Genomic DNA, 25,885 nt, shown 5'->3' on the forward strand with positions numbered 1-25,885 from the left:
GAGAAATCGTCCTTGAGGAAACGGATGGGGCCCGCTTTGCGTGCGGGCGCGTGAGGGTCTAATCCGACCCTGAACTGTCACAACTCGCTTAGGCGACAGGGACGGGGTTCGCATCTAAAAAGCGGTTTCGCAAGATTTCTGCGACGCCGATCAGGGAAGACCAAGCTTGGCCGACAGACGATATTTCGGGACCGACGGCATTCGTGGCCGCGCCAACACCCACCCCATGACGCCCGAGGTGGCGCTGCGCGTCGGCCTGGCGGCGGGGCGGATGTTCATGTCGTCCGACGACCGTCGCCACCTGGTGGTGATCGGCAAGGACACGCGCCTGTCGGGATATATGATCGAGCCGGCGCTGGTGGCGGGCTTTTCCTCGGCCGGCATGGACGTGCTGACGTTCGGGCCGCTGCCGACGCCTGGCGTGGCCATGATGACCCGGTCCATGCGCGCCGATATCGGGGTGATGATCTCGGCCTCGCACAACGCCTATCTGGACAATGGCATCAAGCTGTTCGGACCGGACGGCTACAAGCTGTCGGATGAGGTCGAGCTGAAGATCGAATCCATGATGGACGAGGCGCTGGATTCGGGTCTCGCCCCGCCGGACAAGCTGGGGCGCGTCAAGCGCATCGACGACGCCCAGGCCCGCTACGTCGAGATCGCCAAGGCCAGCTTCCCCAAGGGTCTGAGCCTGCAAGGCCTGCGCATCGCCGTCGATTGCGCCAACGGGGCCGGCTACAAGGTCGCGCCGACCACGCTTTACGAACTGGGGGCCGAGGTCTTCTGCGTCGGGGTCGAGCCCAATGGCCTGAACATCAACGAAAACTGCGGCTCGACCCACCCACAGACGCTGGCCAAGGCCGTGCTGGAGCACAAGGCCCACATCGGCATCGCCCTGGACGGCGACGCCGACCGACTGATCATCTGCGACGAGAAGGGCCAGGTCGTGGACGGCGACCAGATCATGGCCATGGTCGCCATCGACTGGGCCCGGCGCGGCCTGCTGACCGGCGGCGGGCTGGTCGCCACCGTCATGTCCAACCTGGGGCTGGAGCGGGCCCTGGCCGCCGAGGGCCTGACCCTGGAGCGCACGGGCGTCGGCGACCGCTACGTCATGGAGCGGATGCGTCAGGGCGGTTTCAACATCGGCGGCGAACAGTCCGGCCACATCATCCTGCACGACCACGCCACGACCGGTGACGGCCTGATGAGCGCGCTTCAGGTCCTGGCCGTCCTGATCGAATCCGGCCGTCCCATGAGCGAACTGGCCCGCCAGTTCGACCCTGTGCCGCAACTGCTGGAAAACGTCCGCTTCACCGGCGGAAAGCCTCTTGAAGACGCCGCCGTCAAGGCCGCCATCGCCGACGCCGAGGCCCGTCTGAAGGGCCAGGGTCGCCTGCTGGTCCGCCCCTCCGGCACCGAAAAACTCATCCGCGTCATGGCCGAGGGCGACAACGAGGCGCTGGTGAAGGCGGTGGTGGCGGATGTCGTGGCGGCGGTTAAGGCTGTGGGTTAGTTTTGGAGCGGGTCTGGTCCAAACCGGTTGGGCCCGACCGTTCCTCGTAGGCACAGCATCACAATCAGGCTGATCAGCCCGACCATGTAAGCCAAGTTGTTGAAGAAGAGCAGGAAGAACAGGGCCGGGTTGGGCTCTGCAGCCTCCATCATGCCGGTCATCATGATCGGAAAGAAAACGACACCGAAAATCAGGAACGGGACCGGCATCAGGCCCCACAGCGCTGACTTTCCGAGATCATGAAGGCGGCGGCTGACGGCGGCCGCCAGCAGCGCGACATACATCACAATGCTGACCCCCATGACGGCAAAAAAGGCCGTGAGGTCCGGCATCAGGCCATAGCCCGAGACATCCACCTCTCTCGAATAGTAACCCGGTCCGCTTTCCACCGTCACGACTTCGGGGTGGGTCTCGGCAACCCGCATCGCCTCGGCCCAGAAGCTCGACATAGCCCAGAGCATGGCGGCACCCATGACCACGAAGGTGAGAGCCACCGCAACGCCCGCATAGGGCCAGAACTGGCTGCGCCGGTCACGGCCGGAAAAGCGTGTCAGGTTGCAAAAGCCGCGAATGATCGGATTGGTCATCAACTTTTCTCTGCCACCGGTTCCACCGTCAGCACCACATTGTCCGGCGTCCCTAGCCCGCCGACCGGGCACCGCGCCGCCTTGAACTCCAGATCGTGGCAGATGCGGACCTCGCGCAGGCGGTTGCCTGAGGCGACAGCGACATAGATCGCATCACGGGGCAGGCCGGGGTTGGCGGCCACGAAGGCGTCGCGCAGTTGGCCTGCGGTGGGGCCGCGCGCGCCAGGGGCCAGAGTCGTGGGGTCAGGCCGGTTCAGGCCGTCGTACAACCGCGCGGCATCGGCGAAATAGGCCTCCGGTGTGTCCCAGCCACAGGTACCGTGCGCGGCCCATTCGTGCTGGACCAGATCGACCGACGGCGTGCGGCACAGGTTGGCGCGGATGGTGGCCTCCGGCACTTGGGTCGCCGGGCGGCAGTAGCGCGGATAGGGTCGCCCGTCCGCATTGGGCCATAGTCCGTGCAAGGTCCAGCCGAAGCGGTTGCTGCTCCCGCAGGCCAGGTCGCCTTTTCCGTCGCCGCCGCCCTTGCAGGTCTCGGGCATCCAGGTGACGGCCAGCATATGGTACAGGATGGTCCGTCCGGCCACGACCTCGTCCGGCCTTACCCGCTCCATCTCGGGTGGGGGAAGACTTGTCGGCAGGATGCAGGTCCCGGGACCTGCCGCTGACGTCACGAGCGTGTCCGAAGCCGGACTCAGTCGCGCCTCGCACGACGCCAGCAAGGTGCCGCCGAGTATCAGCAGGCCGATCAACCCCAGGCGTTCCATCACGCCGTCTCCGTCGTCGTTGCCTTCAATGTCGCCGCCACATCTTCGATCCGCTTGCGGATATCGGGTACGGCGATGGTTTCCCAGAAGGCGGCTCTTGCCGGCGGACCTAGGACCAGCAGCCGGTCGTCCGGCACGCCGTCCGCATCCAGCACGCAGCCTTGCGCATCCAGATCCAGCCCCAGCCGCAATGCATCCATCCGCGCCCTCCCTGCGGCGATCAGCGGCCCGGTCAGGACATCCTTGGCTGGATCATGTCCCGGCCCGGTGCAGTCGATCAGCCATTGGCCCGTGATCGACGGCTGGTCCGGCCCACGCCGGGGTCGCCAGTCCAGGGTCACGCCCGTCTCGTCCTGATCGATCCGCTTGACCCGTCCCGCAATGATCGTCAGGCGACCCTCGGCCTCCAACGCCTCCAGCGAGGTGGCGATACTGTCTGCGATCCGGTGCCGGTGCACGTCCCACCAGGGTCGCAGATGGCGCACGAAGCGTGCCCTCAGATCGCTGTCCGCCGCCGCCCACAGATCGGCGGTGACCGGCCTCAGACCCTCCATGACCGAGCGCCAGCCGCTCTCGCCTGCCATGCGCCGGGCCTCGGCCAGACGACGCGAGGCGGGGGCCAGTTTCAGCATGCCGGTGGGTGTCGCCGGGGTGTCGGGCGTCGCCTCATGCGCTCGGGGCTTCAGCCCGCGCCGCGACAGGGCCAAGGCCTTGCCCCGCCATCCCCGTGCGACCAGCCACTGCACCATGTCGACCATGGTCAGGCCGGTACCGACGATGATCACGTCGTCTTCGTCACCAATCCGGTCCAGCGCCCCGGCGGCCCAGGGATCGCCGATGATCCGCCCCTGGGTCTCGTCCGGCGCGGCCGTCTTCGGGGCCGGGTTGCCGGTGGCCAGTACGAGGGCGTCAGCCTCGATCAAACGACCGTCGGCCAGTCGCACGGCGGCGTCCTCGACCGTTACGGCTTTTCCAACGACGCGCGTGATCAGGCCAGGATGCGTCGCCTCGACGCCCGCCAGCCGGTCCTGCACATAGAGGCCGTAGAGCCTCCGGGGCGCGAAGCCCTCGGGCGCGGCCTGGTCGGGATGATGAGCCTGAAGCCACTGCACGAAGTCGTCGGGCCGCCCCTCAACCGCGCTCATCCGGTTGGAGCGAACGTTCAGCAGATGCCCGTCGAACGGCGTCGAATAGGCCACGCCGAGGCCGATGTCGGCGTCGCGGTCGATGATCGTCGATGCGATCCCGCTTTCGGCCAGCCGCGCTGCCAGCATGGCCCCGGAAAAGCCGCCGCCGACGATGGCGATGTGTCTGCCTGTCATGGCTCCCCCGAACCCGAGCCTGTCTGGCTCAGATTTCCTGGTTGTACTCGCCGATCTCGGAGTACTTGGCCAGTCGCGGCTTCACCTCGTCATGGAACAGCGCCCGCATGTCGTCGGCCGAGCGCATGCTCTCGACCACCACCACCAGTTCCGGCTTGTTGGACGAGGCACGGACCAGCACCCAGGATCCGTCTTCCAGATGCACGCGCACACCGTTGACGGTGATGGCCTCCACGATCTTGCGGCCCAGGATCGATCCGCCCGCATCGGCCAAGGCCTGATATTCGGCCACGACCCGCTCCAGAACCTCGTATTTCAGCTCGTCGTCGCAATGCGGCGACATGGTCAGGCTGGTCCAGGCGTCGGGCAGGGCGGCCTTCAGCTCGGACAGCTTCTTACCGGGATTGCGGTCCAGCATGGCCAGAACGGCACCGGCCGCCACGATGCCGTCGTCATAGCCGTGGCCCAGGGGCGCATTGAAGAAGAAATGCCCCGACTTCTCGAACCCGGCCAGGGCCCCCAGTTCGGCGGTCTTGCGCTTGATATAGCTGTGGCCGGTCTTCCAGTAGACGGTCTCGGCACCATTGGCCTTCAGCACCTCATCGGTCTTGTACAGACCCGTCGATTTCACATCGACGACGAAGGTGGCGTTGGGGTGCAGGGCCGACAGGTCGCGGCCCAGCATCAGGCCGATCTTGTCGGCATAGATTTCCTCGCCCGTATCATCGACCACGCCGCAGCGGTCGCCGTCGCCGTCGAAGCCCAGAGCCAGGTCGGCGCCCGTCTCGCGCACCTTCGCTGCCATCTGCATCAGCATGGCGTGATCTTCGGGGTTCGGATTGTATTTGGGGAAGGTGTAGTCCAGCTCGGTGTCCATCTCGATCACCTCGGCCCCCATCCGGCGCAGGGCCTCGGGCGCAAACGCCCCGGCCGTGCCGTTGCCGCAGGCCGCAACGACCTTGATCGGCCGGGTCAGTTTCACCTTGGACACGATGTCGGCCAGATAGGCCTCGCGGAAGCCCTCGACGCGGGTCAGCGAGCCGCCTTTCCGGGCCACGCCTTCGCCGTTCAGCACGATGTCCTTCAGCCGCCCGATCTCGTCAGGGCCGAAGGTCAGCGGCGGCTGCGCCCCCATCTTGACCCCGGTCCAGCCATTCTCGTTGTGGCTGGCGGTGACCATGGCCACGCAGGGTGCCTCCAGCTCGAACTGGGCGAAATAGGCCGTCGGCGACAGGGCCAGGCCGATATCCAGCACCTCCATCCCGCCTTCCAGCAGACCCAGGATCAGCGCCTGTTTCACCGACAGCGAATAGGAGCGGTAGTCGTGGCCCACCACGATCCGGGGCGTCTGGCCAATCTCGTGCACATAGGTGGCCAGGCCCAGGCCCAGCGCCTGGATGCCCAGAAGATTGATCTCCTTTTCCAGGATCCAGCGGGCATCGTACTCGCGGAACCCCGTCGGCTTGACCAGGGGCGTTGTCTCGTAGTCGGCGGTATTGGGTTTCAGATCCTGGCGGGGCTTGATCATGGTTCGATCCTGATGCGTTTCGCCCATCGTATAGACCGGGCGTCGGGACCGTCACAACGCGAGAGCGGCACAAGTGCTGCAAACCTTGACCGGTCAGTGGCCCCGGCCTACCGAAAAAGGACCTGTTTGGAGAGTTGAATGCCCCGCCTGATCCTGCTGCGTCACGGCCAGAGCCAGTGGAACCTGGAAAACCGCTTCACCGGATGGGTCGACGTCGACCTGACCGCCGAGGGCGAGGCCCAGGCCCGCAAGGGCGGCGAATTGATCGCCCAGGCCGGGTTTCGTCCTGCGGTGATGTTCACCTCGGTGCTCAAGCGCGCGACGCGAACCGGAGCCTTGGCAATGGACTCCGCTGGACTGAAGGATATTCCTGTCGTCGAGGACTGGCGTCTGAACGAGCGTCACTATGGCGGCCTGACCGGGCTGGACAAGGCCGAGACAGCGGCCAAGCACGGCGAGGATCAGGTGAAAATCTGGCGGCGCAGCTACGATATTCCGCCGCCGCCACTGGCTCCGGGCGGCGAGTGGGATTTCGCGGGCGACCCCCGCTATGTCGGCAAGGCCATCCCCGATACCGAGAGCCTGAAGACGACCCTGGATCGCGTCCTGCCCTACTGGAACGAGGCGATCGCGCCGCGGCTGAAGGCGGGCGAGGATGTGCTGATCGCGGCGCACGGCAACTCGCTGCGGGCGATCGTCAAACATCTGTTTGCCGTGCCGGACGACCGGATTGTCGGGGTCGAGATTCCGACCGGCAATCCGCTGGAGATCGATCTGGACGCCGGTCTGAGCCCGACCGCCGCGCGCTATCTGGACGCGGCCCGAGCCACCGACCTGCCGCCCCTGCCGGAAAGCGCATCATGACCGACGCCCAGGCTGCGTCCGACGATATCCGCTTCATGGGCCGGGCCATTGCCCTGGCGCGGGGCAATATGGGCCAGACCTGGCCCAATCCGTCGGTCGGCTGCGTCATCGTCAAGGATGGCGAAGTGGTGTCGGAAGCTGCAACCGCGTCGGGCGGACGGCCCCATGCCGAGGAACAGGCTGTCCCCGCAGCAGGCGACAAGGCGCGCGGTGCCACGGCCTATGTCACCATGGAGCCCTGCGGTGCCCGATCGTCGGGCCGGACGTCATGCTCGCACTTCCTGATCGACGCGGGCGTCGCACGGGTCGTCATCGCGGCCGTCGATCCATCGCCCTTTGCTTCGGGTCGCGGCGTCGAGCGGCTGAAGAAGGCGGGGCTGGAGGTCGAGACCGGCCTGCTGGCCGATCAGGCAGCGGTTCTTTACGAAGGCTATCTGCACCGGGTCGAGACAGGGCGGCCCATGGTCCGCATCAGCGCTGATGGCGAGGGTTTCGACGCCCGCTTCGCCGCCTCGGCAAAGGCGGACCTGAACACCGAGCTGAAACGTCTGGGCGAGGCTGGATACACCCGCGTGTGGGTCGGCCCCGGCGAGCTGGCCGAGGCCCTGGCCGAGCAAGGACTGCTGACCGCCTGATCTTCGTCTCCCGCAAGGCTTCCTTAAAGCCTCGCCGTTAAGGATGAACGCCATGACGGGGGAAACCGCGAACACGGTCGCCAGAAGGCGCATCGAACAGGCCGAACTGGACGCCATCTGCGCCCGGCACGACCGCTTGTGGCAGGCCAAGCCGGGCGGGGCCCGCGCCGTCTTCGCCTGGATGGACCTGTCGGGTCTGGACCTCAGTGGCCGACACCTCGCCGATGCAGATTTTTCCGCCGCCTGCATGATCGGGGCGAACCTGTCCGGCTCGCGGCTGGACAATGCGGTCTTCTTCGGCACGGACATGCAGGACTGCAATCTGTCCGAGGCCAGCCTGCGGCGTGCCGATCTGCGCGGAGCCTGCCTGCGCGGCGCCGATCTGACGGGGGCCGATCTGTTCGAGGCTGACCTGCGCGAGGGTACTATCGCCTCCGCCGACGCCAAGATGGGTTACCGCGTGATCGAGGCCCGCTCGCGCAACGAAACCCAGGCGCAGGGGGCCTGCCTGGCCGGGGCCAATCTGGAGCGGTCCAAGCTGACGGGCGTGGTCGCCGTCGCCGCCGACTTCTCCGACGCCATCATGAAGGACTGCAAGCTGGTCCGGGCCAATCTGAAACAGGCCAGTTTCCGCGGTGCTGATCTGGCCGGTGCCGACCTGTCAGGGGCGGACCTGTCCGGTGCCGATCTGCGCGACGCCATTCTGGTGGGTGTGAAATCGGCCATGTGGCGCACCGACGGTGCCGACATGTCCGGGGCTCTGACCGATACCAAGTCTGCGGGCGAGCCGGTGTCGCGCATGCCCGCCGCTCACATGCTGGCGGAGCATGCCCAGTGGTGCGAGACCGGCGGCGCGTCGGGCCAGCCCTCGGTGTTCGACGGTGTCGATCTGCGGGCTCTGCGGTCCATCACCGGCTACAATCTGACCGCCCTATCTGCCAAGGGGGCCGTCTTCTATGGCCTGGACATGGAAGGCGTGCAGCTTCAGGGCGCCCATCTGGAGGGGGCCGATCTGCGCTCGGTCAACCTGAAGGGGGCCGACCTGCGGGGTGCGCGTCTGAAGAATGCCCGGCTGAACGGTTCGGACATGCGGGGTGCCCAGTTGGGGCCACTGATGATCGCGGCTGACCGTCTGCTGCCCGCTGACCTGACCGGGGCGACCCTGCGCGGGGTCGATCTTTCAGGGGCCGACATGAAGCGGGCGGTGCTGACCGGTGCCGACCTCAGCCGAGCCCGCCTGCACGGGGCCTGCCTGCGTCAGGCTGAGCTGACCGACGCGGACACGCATGGCTCCCACGGGCTGGAAGCGGCTCTGAGCGCCTGACACAATAAAGGGGGCGGCGCGGACGCCACCCCCTCATCACATTTGCCCGGTCGCGCGGCTGCGCGGCTTGAGGGCGTTCAGCTTCAGGCCGCCTTGGGCTTCTTGCCTTCGATCAGCGCCTTGCCCGAACCGATCTCGATGCGGCGGGGCTTCAGCGCCTCGGGCAGTTCGCGGGCCAGTTCGATGGACAGCAGGCCGTTGACCAGGTCCGCGCCCTTGACGATCACATAGTCGGCCAGCTGGAACCGGCGCTCGAAGTCGCGCTCGGCCAGACCGCGGTGCAGATAGGTGCGCTGCTCGACATCGTCATTGGCGGTCTTGCGGCCCGTTACGGTCAGAAGGTTTTCCTTGACCTCGAGGTTCAGCTCGTCGGGCTTGAAGCCGGCCACGGCGATCTCGATCCGGTAGGCGTTCTCGCCCGTTGTCTCGATGTTATAGGGCGGCCAGCCGTTCTCCTGGCTGGAGCGCGCGGCGCTTTCCAGCAGGCCGGCCAGACGGTCGAAGCCCACGGCGGAGCGGTAAAGGGGAGTAAAGTCGACAGTACGCATGTCATCCTCCTGAGGATCAGCAAGGTTGAACCGTTCCCGCGTTTTTATTGCCCGGAACGGCGGTTGGGGATCAGTCCGCACGGCCCGATGTTCGGCCCCGTCCGGTCTGGAGGACCCGGAAGCGGCATCCTCAGACCACGATGTGGGAAGCGGTTTTCCGGCGTCAAGAGCTCCGGAACGTTGCGGCCAACTGTCTTGAGTGTCGGATACGGACTTGCCCCGCAGGAAGGGGTTGGTCAGGGTGTCCTTCGCCCGTTCACCGCATCCGGAACCTCCTCATGCGCCTGCTCACCCTAGCCGCCCTGTCGGCCTTCGTCCTGCCCACGATGGCGCTGGCCCAAACCCTGCCCGCCATGCCGACCCTGGACGAAACCCCGGCCCAGCGTGCCGAGCGCCGCGCCGCCATGACCCCACCGGTGTTTCAGGAAGATGCCGCGCTGCAGGCGGCGATCGGCTCCGACACCCGGCCCGCCGCCGACATCGCCCGCGACGCCTATCGCCATCCGTTCGAGACACTGACCTTCTGGGGCCTGCAGCCCGGCCTGACCGTGGTCGAGATCGAGCCCGGTCGCGCAGGCTGGTGGAGCCAGATTCTGCAACCCTATGCCGAGGCCACGGGCGGGCGCTATGTCGCCGTCAATCGCCCGCTGGAATCCATGGTGGTCGAGGACGGCCAGGCCGACATGATCATCGTTGCCCGCGCCTTTCACAACTGGCACCGCTCGAACCCTCAGCGCACCGGCCCCTATCTGGCCGCCTTCTTCAAGGCGCTGAAGCCCGGCGGGGTCCTGGCCGTCGAGCAGCACCGCAGCGTGGACGGCCTCAATGCCGACGACACGGCACCGACCGGCTACATGCCCGAAAGCTGGGTCATCCGCGCGGCCCAGACCGCCGGTTTCGTGCTGGACGCCCGCAGCGAGCTGAACGCCAACGCCGCCGACGACCGGGATCATCCGTTCGGCGTCTGGACACTGCCGCCAGTGCGCCGGTCCGAACAGGACGGCCGCACCCTGACGGCCGAGGAGCGCGCCGCCTTTGACGCCATCGGCGAAAGCGACCGTATGACCCTGCGTTTCCGTAAACCCGAGTAGGCTTCGGTTTTGACCCTGACGGTGAACATGTTTACTCCCGGCGGCACGACGACCGACGGGGAGGTTTGATGGCGCAGCGGACGACGGACGGCAGTCTTTTCGCCTCGCGCCGGTCATGGCTGGCCGGAACGGCGGCGCTGGGCCTTGTGATGGTTTCCGGCTGCGGTCGCGGCGACGACAAGGCGGCGGCTCCAGAGGCCGAAATCCCTGCGCCGCAGGGCCCGCCCGAGGGGTCGCTGGAATGGGCCGTGGCCGGGCCCTGGCGGTCGGTCTCTGACCGGGCCCGCGACGCCGATCGCCATCCGATGGAGACGCTGCGGTTCTTCGGCCTGCAACCCGCCATGACGGTCGTGGACTTCTGGCCCGGCAGCGGCTGGTACACCGAGATTCTGGCTCCCTATCTGGCGGAAGGGCGGGGCACCTATGTCGCCGCCGGCTTCCAGACCGGGCCTCTGACGGACCCGGCCCAGAGCGCCCTGATGGCGGCATTCGAACAGCGGTTCACCGCCGATAAGGATCTGTACGGTGAGATCGTCCTCAGCGCCTTCGGTCCCACGTCGGGGCCTGTGGCAGAGGCAGGTACCGCCGACATGGTCCTGTTCATGCGGTTCATCCACGCCTGGATGGCAGCGGGCATAGCGGAGAAGGCCTTTGCCGACGCCTTCGCGGCGCTGCGCCCCGGCGGTATTCTGGGCATTGAGCAGCACCGCCTGGCTCCGGACAAGGATCAGGACCCGGCCGCTGCCAGCGGCTACGTCCAGGAGGCCTTCGTCAAACAACTGGCCGCCGAGGCAGGGTTTGTTTTCGTCGCCGCATCGGAGATCAATGCCAATCCGGACGACGACACCGACCATCCGTTCGGTGTCGAAACCCTGGCTCCGCTCCGGCTGACTGCGCCGCGCGGAGAACCGGCCGATCCGGAGTTCGACCGCACCGAGTATGATGCGATCGGCGAGAGCGACCGCATGACGCTGAAGTTCAGGAAACCAGAGTGACCGACACGTCCGCTTTTACCGCCGACGCCCCGTTGATGGGGGTTCCGGGGGCTGCGCCACCGCCCGGCGGCAAGGGCGAGTGGTTTCGCGGAGCGGGCGGTCTTCGCCTTCGTGCCGCCTTCTGGACGCCTTCCACACTGGTTGCGGCCCGGCCGCATGGCACGGTGGTGATCAGTCCCGGTCGCACTGAACCCATCGAAAAATACTATGAGGTCATCGGCAACTTCCTGGCGCGGGGCTGGTGCGTTCTGGCCCATGACTGGCGCGGCCAGGGACTGTCTGCCCGCCTGCTGCCCGACCGGCTGAAGGGTCACGCCCGCGCGGTCGAGGAATTTCTGGACGACTACGATCGTCTGCTGGACGCCTTCGATGATCGTGCGCCCAAGCCCTGGATCATGGTCGGCCATTCCATGGGCGGCGTGCTGAACCTGATGAGCCTGGAACAGGGCGAGACCCGCTTCGCCGGAGCCATCCTGTCCGGCCCCATGCTGCGCATCAAGACCGGCAAGCGGGCCATGTGGTCGGTCAAGCTGGCCGTGCGCTGGAACCTGCGGCACGGCCGGGCCGGGGACTATGTGCTGGGCGACGCCGACGACCCGTTCGACCACACATTCGAGAAGGACGCCCTGACCACGGACGAGGCCCGTTACGATCAATGGCGGCAACAACTGTATGCCTGTCCGCATCTGGCCGTCGGTGGGCCGACCTGGGGGTGGCTGGCCTTTGGCCTGGATGTCGGCCAGCGGGCGCTGAAGACTGGCGCACTGAAATCGGTCCGCATCCCGGTCTGCGTTGTTCAGGCCGCTGACGATGACAGGGTCTGGAAGCAGAGCAGCCAATGGGCCGCCAGACGCATCCCGCGCGGTCGCTATGTCGAGGTGCCGGGGGCCAGACACGAGGTCATCATGGAAACCGACGACAAGCGCGCGGTCTTTCTGGACGAGTTTGATGTCATGGCGGCCGAGGTCGTTCCGGTGTTTGGCTTGCCGGAATCCGCGGCGGCGTTCGAAACCGCCTAGAGGGCGGCCCGTCTGAGCGTTACCAGTGCCTGCTCCCGGATCGACACGTCGCCCACGGCCAGGATCTGGCCGTTGCCGTCAGGCACTTCGCCCCGCCAGTTGGTGACGGCTCCGCCTGCGGCTTCAACCACAGGCACCAGGGCCGACCAGTCCCAGACCTTCAGACTGGTCTCGGCCACCAGATCGATCCGTCCGGCCGCGATCATGGCATAGGCATAGGCGTCGCAGCCCAACCGGGCGAGCCGCGCTGCCGCCCGCACCTGTGTCCAGGCTCCCAGTTCGGCACCGGTGAAGATGTCAGTGTCGGTCGTGGCGATCACAGCCTCCGTGAGGCGGGCGCAGGGACGTACCGCCAGCGGCCTTGTGTCGCCACCCTTCAACAGTTTCGCGCCCGACGGCCCGCCGATGAAGATTTCGTCCAGATAGGGTTGTCCGACAATCCCCACGGTCGGCCGTTCGCCGACACGAAGACCGATCAGATTGGTCCACAGCGGCAGGCCGGCAATGAAGGCGCGCGTGCCATCGATGGGGTCCAGCACCCAGACGTGCTCGGCGTCCGGCCGGTCCTCGCCGTACTCCTCACCAATGACGCCGTGCTCGGGATAGCGTTCGGCAATCATGCGGCGCAGGGCTTGCTCGGCTTCGCGGTCGGCCTGGGTGACCGGATCGAACGCACCGGGCCCACCCTTGTCGATCTGCTCATACTCGCCCCTGAAGAAGGGCAGGCTGACACGCGCAGCCTCGCGGGCCAGATCGATGGCGAACAGTTCAAACTCGGTCATGGGGCTCCGGATAGACAACCGTCCCGACGGAGTCACCACTCCTTGTCGTCAGGCTGCTTCGCCGTCGTGCAGCGACTTGGCCAGGTCAAGCAGGCGGCGGCGGGGACGTTCGTCCAGTTGATAGTAGGCCTGGATCAGGTCCAGGGTTTCCTTGCGGGAAAACATCTCGCCGCCCTGACCGCTACCGCCGCGCTCGATGGCGTCTTCCAGACCGTCGTAGAAATAGCTGACGGGCGATTCCAGCGCCTCTGCGAGTTGCCACAGACGTGCGGCCGAGATGCGGTTGGCCCCGCATTCGTATTTCTGGATCTGCTGAAAGCGGATGCCCACCTGGGTGGCCAGCTGTTGCTGGGTCAGTCCCAGCAGGCGACGTCGACGACGAAGACGGCGGCCGAGGTGAAGATCGATGTCCGTAGCCATTTGCCCATTCCCTGCAACTGTCCCGAAGCGGGACAACTCGCCTGTGACGGCGCAAGGGGCATGCCGGGCTCGCGCCCTGAGGGAATGAGCGGCCGGGAACGGAGCTGTCACCACAGAGTTTGGTGCAGGACGCAACCGCATTGTCGCATGCGCATTTACTGCCCGAGCTTTGCTTTGGAAGAGAGGACTACACTATGGGTATCATTGGATGGATCATCATCGGCATCGTCGCCGGTTGGTTGGCTGAAAAAGTCATGGGCCGCAGCCACGGCCTGATCACAAACCTTATCGTCGGTATTGTCGGCGCTATTCTGGGTGGCTGGATCTCGGGCACCTTCCTCGGCGTCGCCGTCGGCGGTTTCAACATCGTGACGCTGATCGTCGCGTTCCTGGGTGCCTGCCTGCTGCTGTTCCTGCTGGGACTGGTCAAGCGTCGCGCCTGATCTTCGGATCGGTAACGTGAAGAAGGCGGCTCCTTTCGGAGCCGCCTTTTTTCTTGCCTGGGCCTGGCGTTGCGTCCGGCAAAAGCCATTACCTATGGCGAGGTCGGATGCGCTGCTGCGGTAACCTCCGGGCGGAGAGGAATGCTCCTATCGGTCCTCGTCCTGGCCGCTCCTTGTTCAACACGTCCAGTGACCGCTTCTCACAGGTCATCACAGCGCATCTGGCCCCATATATCGACCACCGGCAGCGTCTCCGGCCGGCGATCGACCGGTCGATGACGGACACAGAAAAGGGCGGCCCTGTCAGGAGCCGCCCTCGTCAGTTTTCGAGACGTCGCTTACTCGGGCGAGGTCATGTCGTCGTCGCCGTCCGTGGTCGGCGGGGACGCCGGATCCGTCGGCTCGGTCGGCAGCGTCGGTGCGCTGGCGTCCGGCGGCGTCATGGGCTCCGAGCTCGGAGCGGGCGGAGTCGCCTCGGCCGGGGCCGGCGCTGCGCCTTCGATCGCCGGGGCCGCCTGGAACTGTTCACTGTTCCAGCCGACAGTCACGCCGGGTCCATTCTGCTCGACACCGCCCGAAACGGGAACGCCGCGCAGCTGGCCATCGGTTCCGCGGACGGTCAGTTCCTGACCGGCAGGGGTTGAGCGAGCGCCTTCGAGCGTGCCCAGCGGGGTCCCGTCAACACCAGCAACGGGTGCGCCGGGGGTCAAGGTCAGGGTCTGCGGCTGAGCCGGAGTGGCGGGTTCAGCCGGAGCCATCGGCTCCTGCGGCATGGTTGCCGGGGCAGGAGGGGCGGGGGGCGTTTGCGGAGCCGTGCTGTCCTGGGCGAACGCAGGAGCGGTCATGAGGAGCAGGCCGGCAACGCCACTTAGCAGCGCGGTCTTACGCATGATATTTTCCTTGTTACGCGAGCAGGGAGGCTCGCCACGAGATAAAAACACACTCCATTGCGGATTGTTTCACCTGCCCCGAAATGACCTTCTCCTCGCCCGGTTTGACCGATTCCGGGTCTAAGTGGGCCATGAGTGTGACTCCCCCGCTCGATGCGGGACCGTCAGCGCAGAAACGAAAAAGGGCGGCAAGGCTGTGCCCGCCGCCCTTGATGTCTGCCTTGATCCCGAAGGATCAGTCTTCGCGAACGCGCTTCTTGCGGAAGCTGGGGTTCAGCACGGCCTTGCGCAGGCGGATCGACTTGGGCGTGACCTCGACCAGTTCGTCTTCCTCGATATAGGCGATGGCCTGTTCCAGCGACGGGCGGCGCGGCGGGGTCAGGCGAACGGCCTCGTCCTTGCCGGCGGCACGGATGTTGTTCAGTTGCTTGGCCTTCATCGGATTGACGTCCAGGTCATCCCAGCGCGCGTTCTCGCCGATGATCATGCCCTGATAGGTCTTCTCGCCACCGCCGACGAACATCACGCCGCGATCTTCCAGGTTCCACAGGGCGAAGGCCGCCGTCTCGCCGTCCGAGTTGGAGATCAACACGCCCTTCAGGCGACCCTCGATCCGACCCTTGTGCGGCTCATAGTGGCTGAACACGCGGTTCAGCACGCCCGAACCGCGCGTATCGGTCAGGAACTCGCCCTGATAGCCGATCAGCGAGCGCGACGGGCAGGACAGCTGGATGCGCGTCTTGCCGGCACCCGACGGACCCATATCCTTCAGCTCGGCCTTGCGGGCCGAAAGCTTCTCGATGACGACGCCGGAGTATTCATCGTCGACGTCGATCATGACGTCCTCGATCGGCTCCATCTTCTCGCCGTTCTCGCCGGTCTGATAGACCACGCGTGGACGGCTGATCGACAGCTCGAAGCCTTCGCGGCGCATGTTCTCGATCAGAACGCCCAGCTGCAGTTCGCCCCGACCGGCGACCTCGAAGGCATCCTTGCCGCCCGTCTCGGTGACGCGGATGGCGACATTGGCCTCCGCCTCCTTGAGCAGGCGGTCGCGGATCACGCGCGACTGGACCTTGTCGCCTTCACGGCCGGCCAAGGGGCTGTCGTTGACCGACACGGTCATGGAGATGGTGGGCGGATCGATCGGCTGGGCGGGCAGGGCCTCGGTCACTTCCAAGGCACACAGAGTATCGGCCACGGTGGCCTTGGACATGCCGGCGATGGCGACGATGTCACCGGCCTCTGCACCCTCTTCGACCGGCTGACGCTTCAGGCCGCGGAAGGCCAGCACCTTGGTGATCCGGCCCTGTTCGATGGTCTTGCCGTCGCGGTCCAGCGCCTTGATGGCCAGACCGGGATAGGCCTTGCCGCTTTCGATACGGCCGGTCAGCAGGCGGCCCAGGAAGGGATCGCTCTCGATCAGGACGTTCAGGATCTGGAACGGCTTGTCCTTGTTCTCGACCTGTTTGGGCGGCGGCACGTGGCGCACGATCAGGTCGAACAGCGGGCCCAGATTGTCGGACGGCTGGTTCAGGTCCAGAGTAGCCCAGCCGGCGCGGCCCGAGGCATAGATGTGGGGGAAGTCCAACTGCTCGTCCGTCGCGCCGATGGCGGCGAACAGGTCGAAGGCCGCATTGTGGACGCGGTCCGGATCGGCGTGGGCGCGATCGACCTTGTTGATGCACAGGATCGGCTTCAGGCCCATCTTCAGCGCCTTGGTCAGCACGAACTTGGTCTGGGGCATGACGCCCTCTTCGGCGTCGACCAGCAGGACGCAGCCGTCCACCATCCCCAGGATCCGCTCCACCTCGCCGCCGAAGTCGGCGTGGCCGGGGGTGTCGATGATGTTGATGCGGGTCTCGCCCGCCTCGCCGTTCCACAGCACCGATGTGGCCTTGGCCAGGATGGTGATGCCGCGCTCGCGCTCCTGATCGTTGGAGTCCATGGCGCGCTCGGTCGTCGCCTCATTGGCTCGGAAGACGCCGGACTGGGCCAGAAGCTGGTCCACCAGCGTGGTCTTGCCGTGGTCGACGTGGGCGATGATGGCGACGTTGCGCAGGTTCATTTGAGTATCACGAATAGGCGGCCGGAAAGCAGGGGCCGCTGGCAGAGGCATAATTGCGGGAAGGCGCGCGCCTCTTACCGAAGCGCGCGCCGAAAAGCCACCCTATTGCCCGGTTAGGGCGGATTGAAGGCCCCGTATATCGCTCTAGACCTTGGCCGACTGTCTGCGGACCCAGGCATAGAGGGCGAAGGCCAGACCGGCGAAGACCACCAGACCCGCAATCATGGGGGGCCAGGCTGAGCCCTCGGGCAGCATGGCGAACGGTGCGTCATTGCCGGTGCCGACGATGACGCCCGCCGTCATGACCAGGAACAGGCTCTCGCCCACGATCAGGCCACTGGCCAGAAGCACGCCCATGCGACGACCGACGTCGGCGAAGCGGGTCGTCTTGATCGCCCGATCGTAGATCCAGCCGCACACCGCCCCGATAACCAGCATCGTCGTGACCGCAGCAGGCAGGTAAAAGCCGATCCCGACAGCCAGCGGCGGCAGCTTCATCCGGCCCTTGGTGGCGCTGTTCAGAATGATGTCCAGCACGATGATCACTGTGCCGATCACAGCGCCCAGTCCGATCAGGTCCCAGCGCAGGTCTCCGCCGATGACGCCGCGCGCCAGGGCCGAGATCAGTGTTGCCTGGGGAGCAGCCAGCGGCTCGTCCGCGATACCCCGGGGCCCGCCTTCGAAGCCGAAGGCCGCGTTCAGCAGGTTCAGGATCAGTGGAATGACGATGGCCCCTGCGATCACGCCGACGATCAGGGCCGCCTGCTGACGCCAGGGTGTGGCCCCGACCAGCTGGCCGGTCTTCAGATCCTGAAGATTGTCATTGGCGATGACCGCCACGGCAAAGACGATGGCCGTCACGATCAGGGCGAAGGCCACCACCGACGGATCGGCGGGCAGGCCGGCGATGGCCAGCACGCCCAGCATCAGCAGCGATGCAATGACGATGGCCAGGATGCCCACGCCCGACACGGGGCTGTTGGACGAGCCGATCAGCCCGGCCATGTAGCCGCAGATGGCGGCGACCGCGAAGCCGATCAGGATGACATAGATCAGACCGCCCCCGACCAGCAGCCAGGTCGATCCGGCCAGTGTCGGATTGCTCTGGGCGAAGAAGGCCAGGATGAAGCCGATACCGATCAGGCAGGCGACCGACAGACCGGCCACAATATTGATCGGAATGTCCTGCTCGGTCCGGTCCAGAACCTCGCCGCCCTGGCGACGGCGATTGGCGGCCAGGGCCGAGGTCAGCCCACCGATCAGCGGTCCGGCCAGCTTGATCAGGGTCCAGATCGCGGCCACGCCGATGACACCCGCGCCCATGAAGCGCACTTCGCGGCTCCAGACCGTCATGGCCAGTTCCTCAGCACCTGCACCGGGCGGCAAGGTCGTGGCGATGGACGGAATGCCGTTGGCGGTCAGCCAGGCGATGGTGTCCGGGCTGGTCAGGATCGGCACGGCGACGCACCAGGCCAGGATCAGTCCGAACAGCTGCGCCAGGCCCACGCTGAGCCCGATCAGGTGACCGGCCCCTAGAAGCGCGAACTGCATACCGAAGCCGATGCCCGTCGCTCCACCACCCAGAGCCGCCGGCAGTTTGAGGAACCGCGCCGTCTCGCCGGCAAAAACCCGCCCCGCGACCAGCAGGGCATAGCCCGCCGACACGAGGGCTCCGGTGACCACAACCCACAGACCGGCCGCATTCTCGCGCACCGCGCTCTCGGTCTGTTCGGCCCCGCGTGAGCCGACGGTCAGCACCTCGGCCGCCGCGACGCCTTCGGGATAGGGAAGCCCCGCCTCGACAACCAGCGCCCGGCGCAGGGGAATGGAGAAGGTGACGCCCAGCACACCGCCGAAAACGCAAATCAGCACCGATTCCCAGAACGGAAACTCCAGCCACCAGCCGACCATGACCAGACCCGGCAGCACGAAGATGATCGAGCTCATGGCCCCGCCGACCGAGGCCACGGTCTGGACCGTCATGTTTTCCCAGATGGTCGAGGTCTTGAACATCCGCAGGATGGCCATCGAAATGACCGCCGCCGGAATGGCCGAGGCAAACGTCAGCCCGACCTTCAGGCCCAGATAGGTATTCGCCGCCGTGAACACGACCGCCAGCAGACAGCCCAGGACCAGGGCCCGCAGGGTCAGTTCGATACGTTTGATGCCCGTCGCGGGCGCGCTCGAAGGCGTGTCGGTCATGTGGTCGTCCCTCTCCGAACGGCGACGTAAACCGAGAATGGCCAAGGGAGCAATCTCCCTTCTCCCGTCAGGAGAGACGCGTTACGAACCCCCATGCCTGAACTCCCCGAGGTCGAGACTGTCCGCCGTGGCCTGGAACCCGTGCTGGCCGGCGCGCGCCTGACCCATGTGCGCCAGAACCGGCCTGATCTGCGCTTTCCGTTTCCCGAGCGGTTCGTGGAACGGCTGGAAGGCGCAACGGTCCAGCGCATCGACCGCCGCGCCAAATATCTGCTGATGCCGCTGTCGACGGGCGAAACCTGGGTCACACACCTGGGCATGACCGGTCGCTTCACTCTGGACGGCACCCAGCTGGGCGAGTTCGAGGAACCGGCCCCCATCAGCGGCAAACATGAACACGTCAGCCTGTGCGCCGTCTCCGGCACCACCCGCACCCGCATCGGCTTCGCCGACGCCCGCCGTTTCGGCTTCATGGGCCTGATTTCCAGCGACGCGGTCGAGGCGCATCCCTGGTTCGACCGCATGGGCCCCGAACCTCTCGGTAATCATTTCTCCGGCGCGCACCTGGCCGAGGCGTTCCGAAACAAGTCCCAGAACATCAAGGTCAGCCTGCTGGACCAGCGGATCGTCGCGGGTCTGGGCAATATCTATGTGTGCGAGGCCCTGTATCGCGCCCGCATCTCGCCCCTGATCGCGGCGGGCAAGGTCTCGCGGCCCCGGCTGGAAGTTCTGGCCGCCGTCATCCGCGACGTGCTGAACGACGCCATCGCCGCGGGCGGCTCCACCTTGCGCGACTTCGCCAATGCGGATGGTGGCCAGGGCTATTTCCAGCACCGCTTCGACGTCTATGGCCGCGAGGGCCAGCCATGTCTGGGCGAAGGCTGCACCGGCACAGTGAAACGCATCGTCCAGGCTGGACGCTCCACCTTCTACTGCCCGTCCTGCCAGAGGCGCTGAGATGACCCATCGCAAGACCCATCTCTGGATCAGCCTGATCGTCGGCCTGGCCGTATGGGGCGTCTATTTCGGCCATGTGATCCAGTCGTTCCGGCGCGGCGATCCCGGCAATCTGGCGCTGTGGTTCCTCGGGGCCCTGGCCGTCATCATTCTGGCCGAGACGGTCGCGACCGGCCTGATCGCCTGGCTGTTCCGCCGACGGTCGCGCGCGCTGGACGAAGGGCCGACGCTTCAGGCCGCGCTCAAGGCCAGCCATGTCGCCCTGATGATCCTGGTCGCCCTGGTCCTTGTAACCGCGGCTGTCCTCGCCGCAGCCAGTCTGTTCGGCTGGACCATCGACCTGTCCGCTGCGCGCACCCAGGTTCTGGCCGCCAATGCCCTGCTGGGCATGGTGGTGGTGACCGAGCTGTCCCGCGCTGGCCTGACCCTGGCGCTGATCCCGCGCCGCTGACGACCTACTTGCGCAGGGCGTGGCCCTCTTGCTCGCGCAACCAGTTGTGGGCCTTCGTCGCCGCGACGGCCCCGTGGCCCATGGCGACCGTGATCTGATCCAGACCCTGCACCACGTCGCCCGCGGCCCACAGCCCCTCGACGCCCGCGCCGAACGGACTGTCCTCCGCCAGGCAGTCGCCCTCTCCGCGCCGCGCGCCCAGACGCAGCGCCAGTTCGCTGCGGGGGCGCAGGCCCAGCGCCGGATAAAGAATGTCCACCGTCACCGTCCGGCCCGTCGTCAGATGCACGGTCATGGTGTCCGGCGTTGGCTCCAGCCGGTCCAGCGCCCCGTGCAGCACCGTCACCCCCGCCTGGTCCAGCTGAGCCGTCTCGTCCGCCGTCAGCTCGGAGTGGGCCAGCGGCATCAGCGTCACATCGTTCGTATATTGCCGCAGGAACAGCGCCTCGGCCGCGCCATTGGTGTCGGCCCCGATCACGCCCATCTTGCGGTCCGTCCCCTCATAGCCGTCGCAGATCGGACAGTAGCGCAGCACCCCGTCCGCGATGGCCTTCTCGTGCACCGCATCGGGCAGATCGACCTCGTTCATCGACACCCCCGTCGCCATGATCAGGGCCCGCGTCCGCCAGGTCCGGCCCCCGCCGCTCAGCACGAAGCCGTCGCCTGATCGCTGGATATCCTCCACCCGCGCCTCGGCGATCGTCGCGCCATACGCCATCGCCTGGCGTTCCATGATCTGCACCAGCGCCTTGCCCGCAATCCCGTCGGGAAACCCCGGCACATTGTGCGCCATCGGCCCGCGCAGCGCCCGGCTGGTCCCGTCGTGCAGCACCAGCACCCGTCGGTGATACCGCGCCAGATACAGCGCCGCCGTCAGGCCCGCCGGTCCCGCCCCGACCACGATCACATCCGGCTGGTCCATCGCGCTTGCCCCCATGCGCACCCTAATGGTCAAGCTGAGGCAAGAGTTCCGCCGCCAGGGGTTTCGGCCCGGACCGAGGTCGCGCTAAACCGGGCCAAACGCGGAGCCTGCCCCCCATGACCGATACCCCCACGACCGATACCTATGCCAACCTTCTGATCGAACGCCACGCCGACGGCTATGCGGTGGTCACCCTGAACCGGCCCGAGGCGCTGAATGCCCTGAACTCCGCCCTGTTCAAGGATCTGGCCGACTTTCTGGACGCCGTCGAACAGGACGACAGCGTCCGCTGCCTGATCCTGACCGGCAGCGGGGAAAAGGCCTTCGCCGCCGGCGCCGACATCAAGGAGATGGCGGACCAGTCCTATGCCCAGATGTACACCGGCAACTATTTCGCCCTCGGCCACGACCGCATCACCCGCTTCAGGAAGCCGATCATCGCGGCGGTCAACGGCTTTGCCCTGGGCGGCGGCTGCGAACTGGCCATGCTGTGCGACTTCATCGTCGCCAGTGACAAGGCGAAGTTCGGCCAGCCCGAGATCAACCTGGGCGTCGCCCCCGGCATCGGCGGCTCCCAGCGCCTGACCCGCCTGGTCGGCAAGTCCAAGGCCATGGACATGGTCCTGACCGCCCGCATGATGGACGCGGCGGAAGCTTTAGCGTCCGGTCTGGCCAGCCGCGTCTTCCCCCATGACACCTTGCTGGACGAGGTCCGCAAGATCGCCGCGAAGATCGCCTCGCAAAGCCCGCTCGCCGTCATGGCCAACAAGGAGATGGTCAACGCCGCGCTGGAGACCACCCTGACCCAGGGCGTCCAGTTCGAACGCCGCCTGTTCCACAGCCTGTTCGCCTTCGAGGACCAGAAGGAAGGCATGGCCGCCTTCGTCGAGAAGCGGAAGCCGGTCTTCACGGGGCGGTAGGCTCAAATCCTCCCCTATCGGGGGAGGGGGCCCGCCTCACGCGCCGGACCCCGCTTGCCACGCACGGGCGAACCGGGCCAAGTGCGGGCTGGGGAGAGCCGCTTGGATATCGACGCCTTCATCGATCGCTGGAGCGCCGCGCGTGGCGGGGCCGAGCGCGCAAACTACCAGATGTTCCTGACGGAGCTCTGCGAGGCGCTGGACCTTCCGCGCCCTGATCCTGCCAGCGACCAGACGGCGCTGAACGACTATGTCTTCGAGCGGGGCGTCAAGCGTCGGGAGTCCGAAGGGTCCGCCTCGACCCTGCGCATCGACCTGTACAAGCGCGGCTGTTTCATTTTGGAAGCCAAACAGTCCCGCGCCAGCCAGCGCGACGACCAGCCCGCCCTGTTCAAGGCCGACGAGACCGCCTCCACCGCCGCCAGTGAAGGCCGCTGGGACGTGCTGATGCGCAACGCCCGCAAACAGGCCGAGGACTACGCCTTCCGGCTGCCCGCCGATCATCCTGCCCCGCCCTTCATCATCGTCTGCGACGTCGGCTATGTGTTCGAGGTCTATGCCGACTTCTCCGGCTCGGGCCGGGCCTACGGTCATTTCCCCGACCGCAAGGGCTTTCGCATCCGGCTGGAGGACCTGCGCCGCCCCGAGATCGTCGAGCGGCTGAAGGCCATCTGGACCGACCCCCAGTCGCTGGACCCCTCGCGCCACGCCGCCCGCGTCACGCGCCAGATTGCCGAACGCCTCGCCGCCGTCTCACGTCGGCTGGAGCGCAACCACCCGCCGGAAGAGGTGGCGCATTTCCTGATGCGCTGCATCTTCACCATGTTCGCCGAGGACGCCGACCTGCTGCCGCGTGGCCAGTTCACCGCCTTGCTGGAAGAGTGCCTCGACAGTCCCGCCGCCTTCGCCCCCCTGCTGCGCGATCTGTGGAAGCGGATGGACGAGCCGCTGTACGAGAACCGCTTCTTCTCCGGCTTCAAGACCCATCTGCGCTACTTCAACGGGGGCCTGTTCCACGACGCCAAGGCCTTCCCGATGACGAAGGAAGAGATCGGCGAACTGCTGGCCGCCAGCCGACACGACTGGCGCTATGTCGAGCCCGCCATCTTCGGTACCCTGGTCGAACAGGCGCTGGACCCCAAGGAGCGGCGTCAGCTGGGCGCCCACTACACCCCCCGGTCCTATGTCGAGCGGCTGGTCGAGGTGCGGTGATGGAGCCGTTGCGCGCCGACTGGAATGCGGCCCAGCTCAAGGCCGGCGATGCGAAGGAGCGCGGCGATGTGAAGGAGGCGGTGGCCGCCGTGCGCGCCTTCCACCACGCCCTGTGCTCCACGCGCGTTCTCGACCCCGCCTGCGGCACCGGCAACTTCCTCTACGTCTCGCTGGAGTTGATGAAGCGGCTGGAGGGCGAGGTGCTGGAGGCCCTGGCCGAACTCGGCGAAACCGAGACCATCGGGCTGGAGGAGGTCGATCCGCACCAGTTCCTGGGCATCGAGCTGAACGTCCGCGCCGCCGCCATCGCCGAACTGGTTCTGTGGATCGGCTATCTGCAGCAGCACTACCGCAACCGCTCCGAACACCCTGCCGAGCCCATCCTGAAGGCCTTTGGCAACATTCAGCAGAAGGACGCGGTCCTGACCTGGGACGGCTATCCCGAGCTGCAGTTCGAGATGCGGGATGGCGAAGCGGTTCAGGTGTTTCCGAACGCGCGGCGACCGGACTGGCCAGAGGCGGAGTTCATCGTGGGGAACCCGCCGTTTATCGGTGGTGCCAACCTCCGGTCTCGCATGGATGCCGGTTATGCCGAGGCCCTTTGGCGCGCCCATCCGCACATGAACGAGAGCGCGGATTTTGTCATGTACTGGTGGGATCGGGCCGCCGAGCTCCTGACCCGCAAGAAGGCGACCCTGCGTCGCTTCGGCCTCGTCACTACCAACTCAATCAGCCAAGTGTTCCAGCGGAGGGTGATGGAGCGTCACCTGAACGCCAAGGCTCCGGTGTCGATTATTTTCGCAGTGCCGGATCATCCGTGGACCAAGGCGTCGAAGGACAGTGCGGCCGTACGGATCGCGATGACCACAGCACAAGCGGGCGCGCACCTTGGCGAGTCGCGCGTCGTCGTTTCGGAAGCGGGGCTCGATACCGATACCCCTGTTATTGCGTTCGCTACGCGTGGTGGCCGCATCAACTCTGACCTGTCGATAGGCACAGACCTGACGCGGATTACCCCACTGGCTTCAAACGAAGGCGTTAGTTCGCCTGGCGTGAAGCTTCATGGCTCAGGTTTCATAGTCACGCCCGCTGAGGCGGAGCACATCGGCTTGGGTCGGCGTCCGGGTCTCGAGCGGCACATCCGCCCTTATCGGAACGGCCGCGACCTCACGGGGCACTCGCGCAAAGTCATGATTATCGACCTGTTTGGGCTGTCAGCGGGGCAGGTGCGGCAGGACTATCCGGAGGTCTATCAGCATCTCTACGACACGGTCCGGGTCGGGCGATTAGCGCAAGCCGCAAAATCTCCGACCAAAGACGCAAAAGCTTATGCGGACCAGTGGTGGCAATTCGGAAAGCCCCGTTCCGAGCTTCGCCCGGCCCTTGACGGTCGGCATCGGTACATCGCAACAGTTGAGACAACAAAGCATCGTGTTTTCCAGTTTCTCGACGCCAGCATTCTCCCTGACAACATGATCCTGGCGTTCGCCAGTGCCGATGGTTGGCATCTCGCTGTTCTGTCGAGCCAGCTTCACGTCACTTGGACCCTCAGTGTCGGCGGTGTTCTTGAGGATAGGCCGCGCTACACCAAGAGTGGCTGCTTCGACCCCTTCCCCTTCCCCGACCCCGACGAGGCTACCCGCGCCACCCTCCGCGCCCTCGGCGAGGAACTCGACGCCACCCGCAAGACGGTGCAGGCCGAGCATCCGGACCTGACCCTGACCGGCCTCTACAATGTGCTGGAAAAGGTCCGTGCCGGGACCGCGCTCTCCGACGCCGAAGCCGATGTGAAGGCGCGCGGCCGGGTGCTGATCCTCAAGGACCTGCACGACCAGATCGACCGGGCGACCGCCGACGCCTACGGCTGGCCCCACGACCTGACTGACGAGCAGATTCTGGAAAAGCTGGTCGCCCTCAACGCCGAACGCGCCAGGGAAGAGGCCGCCGGCCACGTCCGCTGGCTGCGCCCCGACTACCAGATCCCGCGCTTCGCCAAGGGGGCGGCCGCGCCGAAGACCGGCGAGCTGGATCTCGGAGCGAACGTCGTGGCCATCGACAAGGGCCTGCCCGCCTTCCCGAAGGACAAGGGCGAACAGGTCATGGCCATCCGCGCCGTGCTGCAGGCCTCCGGTCGCCCCATGGACGCCGCCGCCGTGTCCCGCGCCTTCAAGGGCGGGGGCCGGAAGATCGAGCAGCGCGTCGTCCAGGCCCTCAACACCCTAGTCCGCTATGCCGAGATCACGGCCCTGGCCGACGGCACGTTCGCGGCCCGCCGCGCGGCATGATACGGTGTCCGAAGGATCGTGGGGTGGCCGTCACGGTGCGGCGTGCTGAACCTCCAGACTCCGCCTTGCCTCCCCACGGCCTTTCCGCTATAGCCGCCCGCTCTTGAGGTTCCTGCGCCGGGGACGGACGTTTCCGC

Annotated in this window: 24 protein-coding genes; 13 read left to right on the forward strand and 11 right to left on the reverse strand. The window is 66.4% G+C overall.

Annotated features, from left to right (window positions below):
• The first annotated feature begins 166 nt into the window (after window positions 1–166).
• Entirely contained in the window at window positions 167–1,516 is a 1,350-nt protein-coding gene (glmM, locus tag WC585_RS07110) for a phosphoglucosamine mutase (protein WP_373256968.1), read from the forward strand.
• Here glmM and WC585_RS07115 read toward each other — a convergent pair.
• From WC585_RS07115 to WC585_RS07130, 4 genes are read right to left on the reverse strand one after another with little or no spacing between them, the layout of a single operon-like run.
• Window positions 1,513–2,103: a DUF805 domain-containing protein gene (locus WC585_RS07115; protein WP_373256969.1), complete on the reverse strand. Its 591-nt coding sequence runs from the start codon at window positions 2,101–2,103 to the stop codon at window positions 1,513–1,515. The genes glmM and WC585_RS07115 overlap by 4 nt on opposite strands.
• Window positions 2,103–2,870 carry a ribonuclease T gene (locus WC585_RS07120; RefSeq protein ID WP_373256970.1) on the reverse strand — a complete coding sequence of 256 codons (768 nt, stop codon included), beginning with the start codon at window positions 2,868–2,870 and terminating at the stop codon, window positions 2,103–2,105. Before WC585_RS07120 ends, WC585_RS07115 begins: the two co-directional genes overlap by 1 nt.
• A complete protein-coding gene (locus tag WC585_RS07125) occupies window positions 2,870–4,192 on the reverse strand; it encodes an FAD/NAD(P)-binding protein (protein WP_373256971.1) in 1,323 nt (440 codons plus the stop codon). Before WC585_RS07125 ends, WC585_RS07120 begins: the two co-directional genes overlap by 1 nt.
• 28 nt (window positions 4,193–4,220) lie before the next feature.
• On the reverse strand, window positions 4,221–5,720 hold the full coding sequence (locus WC585_RS07130; protein ID WP_373256972.1) for a phosphomannomutase/phosphoglucomutase: 1,500 nt from the start codon (window positions 5,718–5,720) through the stop codon (window positions 4,221–4,223).
• 138 nt (window positions 5,721–5,858) lie between these two features.
• Here WC585_RS07130 and gpmA point away from each other — a divergent pair, with 138 nt between their 5' ends.
• The 3 genes from gpmA to WC585_RS07145 are packed head-to-tail and all read left to right on the forward strand — an operon-like array spanning window position 5,859 to window position 8,543.
• Window positions 5,859–6,584: a 2,3-diphosphoglycerate-dependent phosphoglycerate mutase gene (gpmA, locus tag WC585_RS07135; RefSeq protein WP_373256973.1), complete on the forward strand. Its 726-nt coding sequence runs from the start codon at window positions 5,859–5,861 to the stop codon at window positions 6,582–6,584.
• On the forward strand, window positions 6,581–7,219 hold the full coding sequence (ribD, locus tag WC585_RS07140) for a bifunctional diaminohydroxyphosphoribosylaminopyrimidine deaminase/5-amino-6-(5-phosphoribosylamino)uracil reductase RibD (protein ID WP_373256974.1): 639 nt from the start codon (window positions 6,581–6,583) through the stop codon (window positions 7,217–7,219). The genes gpmA and ribD overlap by 4 nt, the downstream gene beginning before the upstream one ends.
• 52 nt (window positions 7,220–7,271) lie before the next feature.
• The gene (locus WC585_RS07145) at window positions 7,272–8,543 is read left to right on the forward strand and encodes a pentapeptide repeat-containing protein (RefSeq protein WP_373256975.1); all 1,272 of its coding nucleotides are present in this window, start codon (window positions 7,272–7,274) and stop codon (window positions 8,541–8,543) included.
• An 83-nt stretch (window positions 8,544–8,626) separates the two neighbouring features.
• Here WC585_RS07145 and WC585_RS07150 read toward each other — a convergent pair whose 3' ends face one another.
• Window positions 8,627–9,091: an Hsp20 family protein gene (locus WC585_RS07150; RefSeq protein WP_373256976.1), complete on the reverse strand. Its 465-nt coding sequence runs from the start codon at window positions 9,089–9,091 to the stop codon at window positions 8,627–8,629.
• A gap of 278 nt (window positions 9,092–9,369) precedes the next feature.
• On the opposite strand from WC585_RS07150, the gene WC585_RS07155 reads away from it, so the two are divergent.
• From WC585_RS07155 to WC585_RS07165, 3 genes are all read left to right on the forward strand, one after another.
• The gene (locus WC585_RS07155) at window positions 9,370–10,182 is read left to right on the forward strand and encodes a class I SAM-dependent methyltransferase (protein WP_373256977.1); all 813 of its coding nucleotides are present in this window, start codon (window positions 9,370–9,372) and stop codon (window positions 10,180–10,182) included.
• Window positions 10,183–10,250: 68 nt separating this feature from the next.
• Window positions 10,251–11,177, forward strand: coding sequence for a class I SAM-dependent methyltransferase (locus tag WC585_RS07160; protein ID WP_373256978.1), 927 nt, complete (start codon window positions 10,251–10,253; stop codon window positions 11,175–11,177).
• On the forward strand, window positions 11,174–12,196 hold the full coding sequence (locus tag WC585_RS07165) for an alpha/beta fold hydrolase (RefSeq protein ID WP_373256979.1): 1,023 nt from the start codon (window positions 11,174–11,176) through the stop codon (window positions 12,194–12,196). The genes WC585_RS07160 and WC585_RS07165 overlap by 4 nt, the downstream gene beginning before the upstream one ends.
• Here the strand turns inward: WC585_RS07165 and hisN are convergent.
• Both hisN and WC585_RS07175 read right to left on the reverse strand, forming a co-directional pair.
• Window positions 12,193–12,978, reverse strand: a complete 786-nt coding sequence (gene hisN, locus WC585_RS07170; protein ID WP_373256980.1) for a histidinol-phosphatase — start codon at window positions 12,976–12,978, stop codon at window positions 12,193–12,195. The genes WC585_RS07165 and hisN overlap by 4 nt on opposite strands.
• 48 nt (window positions 12,979–13,026) lie before the next feature.
• Entirely contained in the window at window positions 13,027–13,398 is a 372-nt protein-coding gene (locus WC585_RS07175) for a helix-turn-helix domain-containing protein (protein WP_373256981.1), read from the reverse strand.
• A gap of 194 nt (window positions 13,399–13,592) precedes the next feature.
• Here WC585_RS07175 and WC585_RS07180 point away from each other — a divergent pair, with 194 nt between their 5' ends.
• On the forward strand, window positions 13,593–13,841 hold the full coding sequence (locus WC585_RS07180) for a GlsB/YeaQ/YmgE family stress response membrane protein (RefSeq protein WP_373257191.1): 249 nt from the start codon (window positions 13,593–13,595) through the stop codon (window positions 13,839–13,841).
• Between the two features lie 338 nt (window positions 13,842–14,179).
• On the opposite strand, the gene WC585_RS07185 is transcribed toward WC585_RS07180, so the two are convergent.
• The 3 genes from WC585_RS07185 to WC585_RS07195 all read right to left on the reverse strand — a co-directional run bounded on the left by WC585_RS07185 (window position 14,180) and on the right by WC585_RS07195 (window position 19,001).
• A complete protein-coding gene (locus tag WC585_RS07185; protein ID WP_373256982.1) occupies window positions 14,180–14,731 on the reverse strand; it encodes a superoxide dismutase in 552 nt (183 codons plus the stop codon).
• A gap of 235 nt (window positions 14,732–14,966) precedes the next feature.
• Complete coding sequence (gene typA, locus WC585_RS07190) at window positions 14,967–16,799, reverse strand: translational GTPase TypA (RefSeq protein ID WP_373256983.1); 1,833 nt, start codon at window positions 16,797–16,799, stop codon at window positions 14,967–14,969.
• A gap of 144 nt (window positions 16,800–16,943) precedes the next feature.
• Window positions 16,944–19,001 carry an OPT family oligopeptide transporter gene (locus tag WC585_RS07195; RefSeq protein ID WP_373256984.1) on the reverse strand — a complete coding sequence of 686 codons (2,058 nt, stop codon included), beginning with the start codon at window positions 18,999–19,001 and terminating at the stop codon, window positions 16,944–16,946.
• Window positions 19,002–19,094: 93 nt separating this feature from the next.
• Here WC585_RS07195 and mutM point away from each other — a divergent pair, with 93 nt between their 5' ends.
• Together mutM and WC585_RS07205 are read left to right on the forward strand one after the other, a co-directional pair.
• Complete coding sequence (gene mutM, locus WC585_RS07200) at window positions 19,095–19,958, forward strand: bifunctional DNA-formamidopyrimidine glycosylase/DNA-(apurinic or apyrimidinic site) lyase (protein WP_373256985.1); 864 nt, start codon at window positions 19,095–19,097, stop codon at window positions 19,956–19,958.
• Window position 19,959: 1 nt separating this feature from the next.
• Window positions 19,960–20,409, forward strand: a complete 450-nt coding sequence (locus tag WC585_RS07205; RefSeq protein WP_373256986.1) for a hypothetical protein — start codon at window positions 19,960–19,962, stop codon at window positions 20,407–20,409.
• Between the two features lie 4 nt (window positions 20,410–20,413).
• Here WC585_RS07205 and WC585_RS07210 read toward each other — a convergent pair whose 3' ends face one another.
• A complete protein-coding gene (locus WC585_RS07210; RefSeq protein ID WP_373256987.1) occupies window positions 20,414–21,331 on the reverse strand; it encodes an NAD(P)/FAD-dependent oxidoreductase in 918 nt (305 codons plus the stop codon).
• Between the two features lie 116 nt (window positions 21,332–21,447).
• On the opposite strand from WC585_RS07210, the gene WC585_RS07215 reads away from it, so the two are divergent.
• From WC585_RS07215 to WC585_RS07225, 3 genes are all read left to right on the forward strand, one after another.
• Complete coding sequence (locus WC585_RS07215; RefSeq protein WP_373256988.1) at window positions 21,448–22,251, forward strand: enoyl-CoA hydratase-related protein; 804 nt, start codon at window positions 21,448–21,450, stop codon at window positions 22,249–22,251.
• Between the two features lie 102 nt (window positions 22,252–22,353).
• The gene (locus WC585_RS07220; protein ID WP_373256989.1) at window positions 22,354–23,463 is read left to right on the forward strand and encodes a type IIL restriction-modification enzyme MmeI; all 1,110 of its coding nucleotides are present in this window, start codon (window positions 22,354–22,356) and stop codon (window positions 23,461–23,463) included.
• A complete protein-coding gene (locus WC585_RS07225; RefSeq protein WP_373256990.1) occupies window positions 23,463–25,748 on the forward strand; it encodes a class I SAM-dependent DNA methyltransferase in 2,286 nt (761 codons plus the stop codon). Before WC585_RS07220 ends, WC585_RS07225 begins: the two co-directional genes overlap by 1 nt.
• Window positions 25,749–25,885: the final 137 nt, after the last annotated feature.

It is taken from the genome of Brevundimonas sp. (assembly GCF_041648055.1).
Taxonomy (GTDB): domain Bacteria; phylum Pseudomonadota; class Alphaproteobacteria; order Caulobacterales; family Caulobacteraceae; genus Brevundimonas.

What these genes read in the sequence shown, in the direction of transcription:
- WC585_RS07180 (WP_373257191.1), top strand. Translation starts at nt 13,593, where the DNA reads ATGGGTATCATTGGATGGATCATCATCGGCATCGTCGCCGGTTGGTTG.
- WC585_RS07120 (WP_373256970.1), bottom strand. Translation starts at nt 2,870, where the DNA reads ATGGAACGCCTGGGGTTGATCGGCCTGCTGATACTCGGCGGCACCTTG.
- WC585_RS07225 (WP_373256990.1), top strand. Translation starts at nt 23,463, where the DNA reads ATGGAGCCGTTGCGCGCCGACTGGAATGCGGCCCAGCTCAAGGCCGGC.
- hisN (WP_373256980.1), bottom strand. Translation starts at nt 12,978, where the DNA reads ATGACCGAGTTTGAACTGTTCGCCATCGATCTGGCCCGCGAGGCTGCG.
- WC585_RS07125 (WP_373256971.1), bottom strand. Translation starts at nt 4,192, where the DNA reads ATGACAGGCAGACACATCGCCATCGTCGGCGGCGGCTTTTCCGGGGCC.
- WC585_RS07210 (WP_373256987.1), bottom strand. Translation starts at nt 21,331, where the DNA reads ATGGACCAGCCGGATGTGATCGTGGTCGGGGCGGGACCGGCGGGCCTG.
- gpmA (WP_373256973.1), top strand. Translation starts at nt 5,859, where the DNA reads ATGCCCCGCCTGATCCTGCTGCGTCACGGCCAGAGCCAGTGGAACCTG.
- WC585_RS07155 (WP_373256977.1), top strand. Translation starts at nt 9,370, where the DNA reads ATGCGCCTGCTCACCCTAGCCGCCCTGTCGGCCTTCGTCCTGCCCACG.
- WC585_RS07215 (WP_373256988.1), top strand. Translation starts at nt 21,448, where the DNA reads ATGACCGATACCCCCACGACCGATACCTATGCCAACCTTCTGATCGAA.
- WC585_RS07130 (WP_373256972.1), bottom strand. Translation starts at nt 5,720, where the DNA reads ATGATCAAGCCCCGCCAGGATCTGAAACCCAATACCGCCGACTACGAG.
- mutM (WP_373256985.1), top strand. Translation starts at nt 19,095, where the DNA reads ATGCCTGAACTCCCCGAGGTCGAGACTGTCCGCCGTGGCCTGGAACCC.
- WC585_RS07115 (WP_373256969.1), bottom strand. Translation starts at nt 2,103, where the DNA reads ATGACCAATCCGATCATTCGCGGCTTTTGCAACCTGACACGCTTTTCC.
- WC585_RS07205 (WP_373256986.1), top strand. Translation starts at nt 19,960, where the DNA reads ATGACCCATCGCAAGACCCATCTCTGGATCAGCCTGATCGTCGGCCTG.
- WC585_RS07150 (WP_373256976.1), bottom strand. Translation starts at nt 9,091, where the DNA reads ATGCGTACTGTCGACTTTACTCCCCTTTACCGCTCCGCCGTGGGCTTC.
- WC585_RS07195 (WP_373256984.1), bottom strand. Translation starts at nt 19,001, where the DNA reads ATGACCGACACGCCTTCGAGCGCGCCCGCGACGGGCATCAAACGTATC.
- WC585_RS07175 (WP_373256981.1), bottom strand. Translation starts at nt 13,398, where the DNA reads ATGGCTACGGACATCGATCTTCACCTCGGCCGCCGTCTTCGTCGTCGA.
- ribD (WP_373256974.1), top strand. Translation starts at nt 6,581, where the DNA reads ATGACCGACGCCCAGGCTGCGTCCGACGATATCCGCTTCATGGGCCGG.
- WC585_RS07145 (WP_373256975.1), top strand. Translation starts at nt 7,272, where the DNA reads ATGACGGGGGAAACCGCGAACACGGTCGCCAGAAGGCGCATCGAACAG.
- WC585_RS07160 (WP_373256978.1), top strand. Translation starts at nt 10,251, where the DNA reads ATGGCGCAGCGGACGACGGACGGCAGTCTTTTCGCCTCGCGCCGGTCA.
- WC585_RS07185 (WP_373256982.1), bottom strand. Translation starts at nt 14,731, where the DNA reads ATGCGTAAGACCGCGCTGCTAAGTGGCGTTGCCGGCCTGCTCCTCATG.
- typA (WP_373256983.1), bottom strand. Translation starts at nt 16,799, where the DNA reads ATGAACCTGCGCAACGTCGCCATCATCGCCCACGTCGACCACGGCAAG.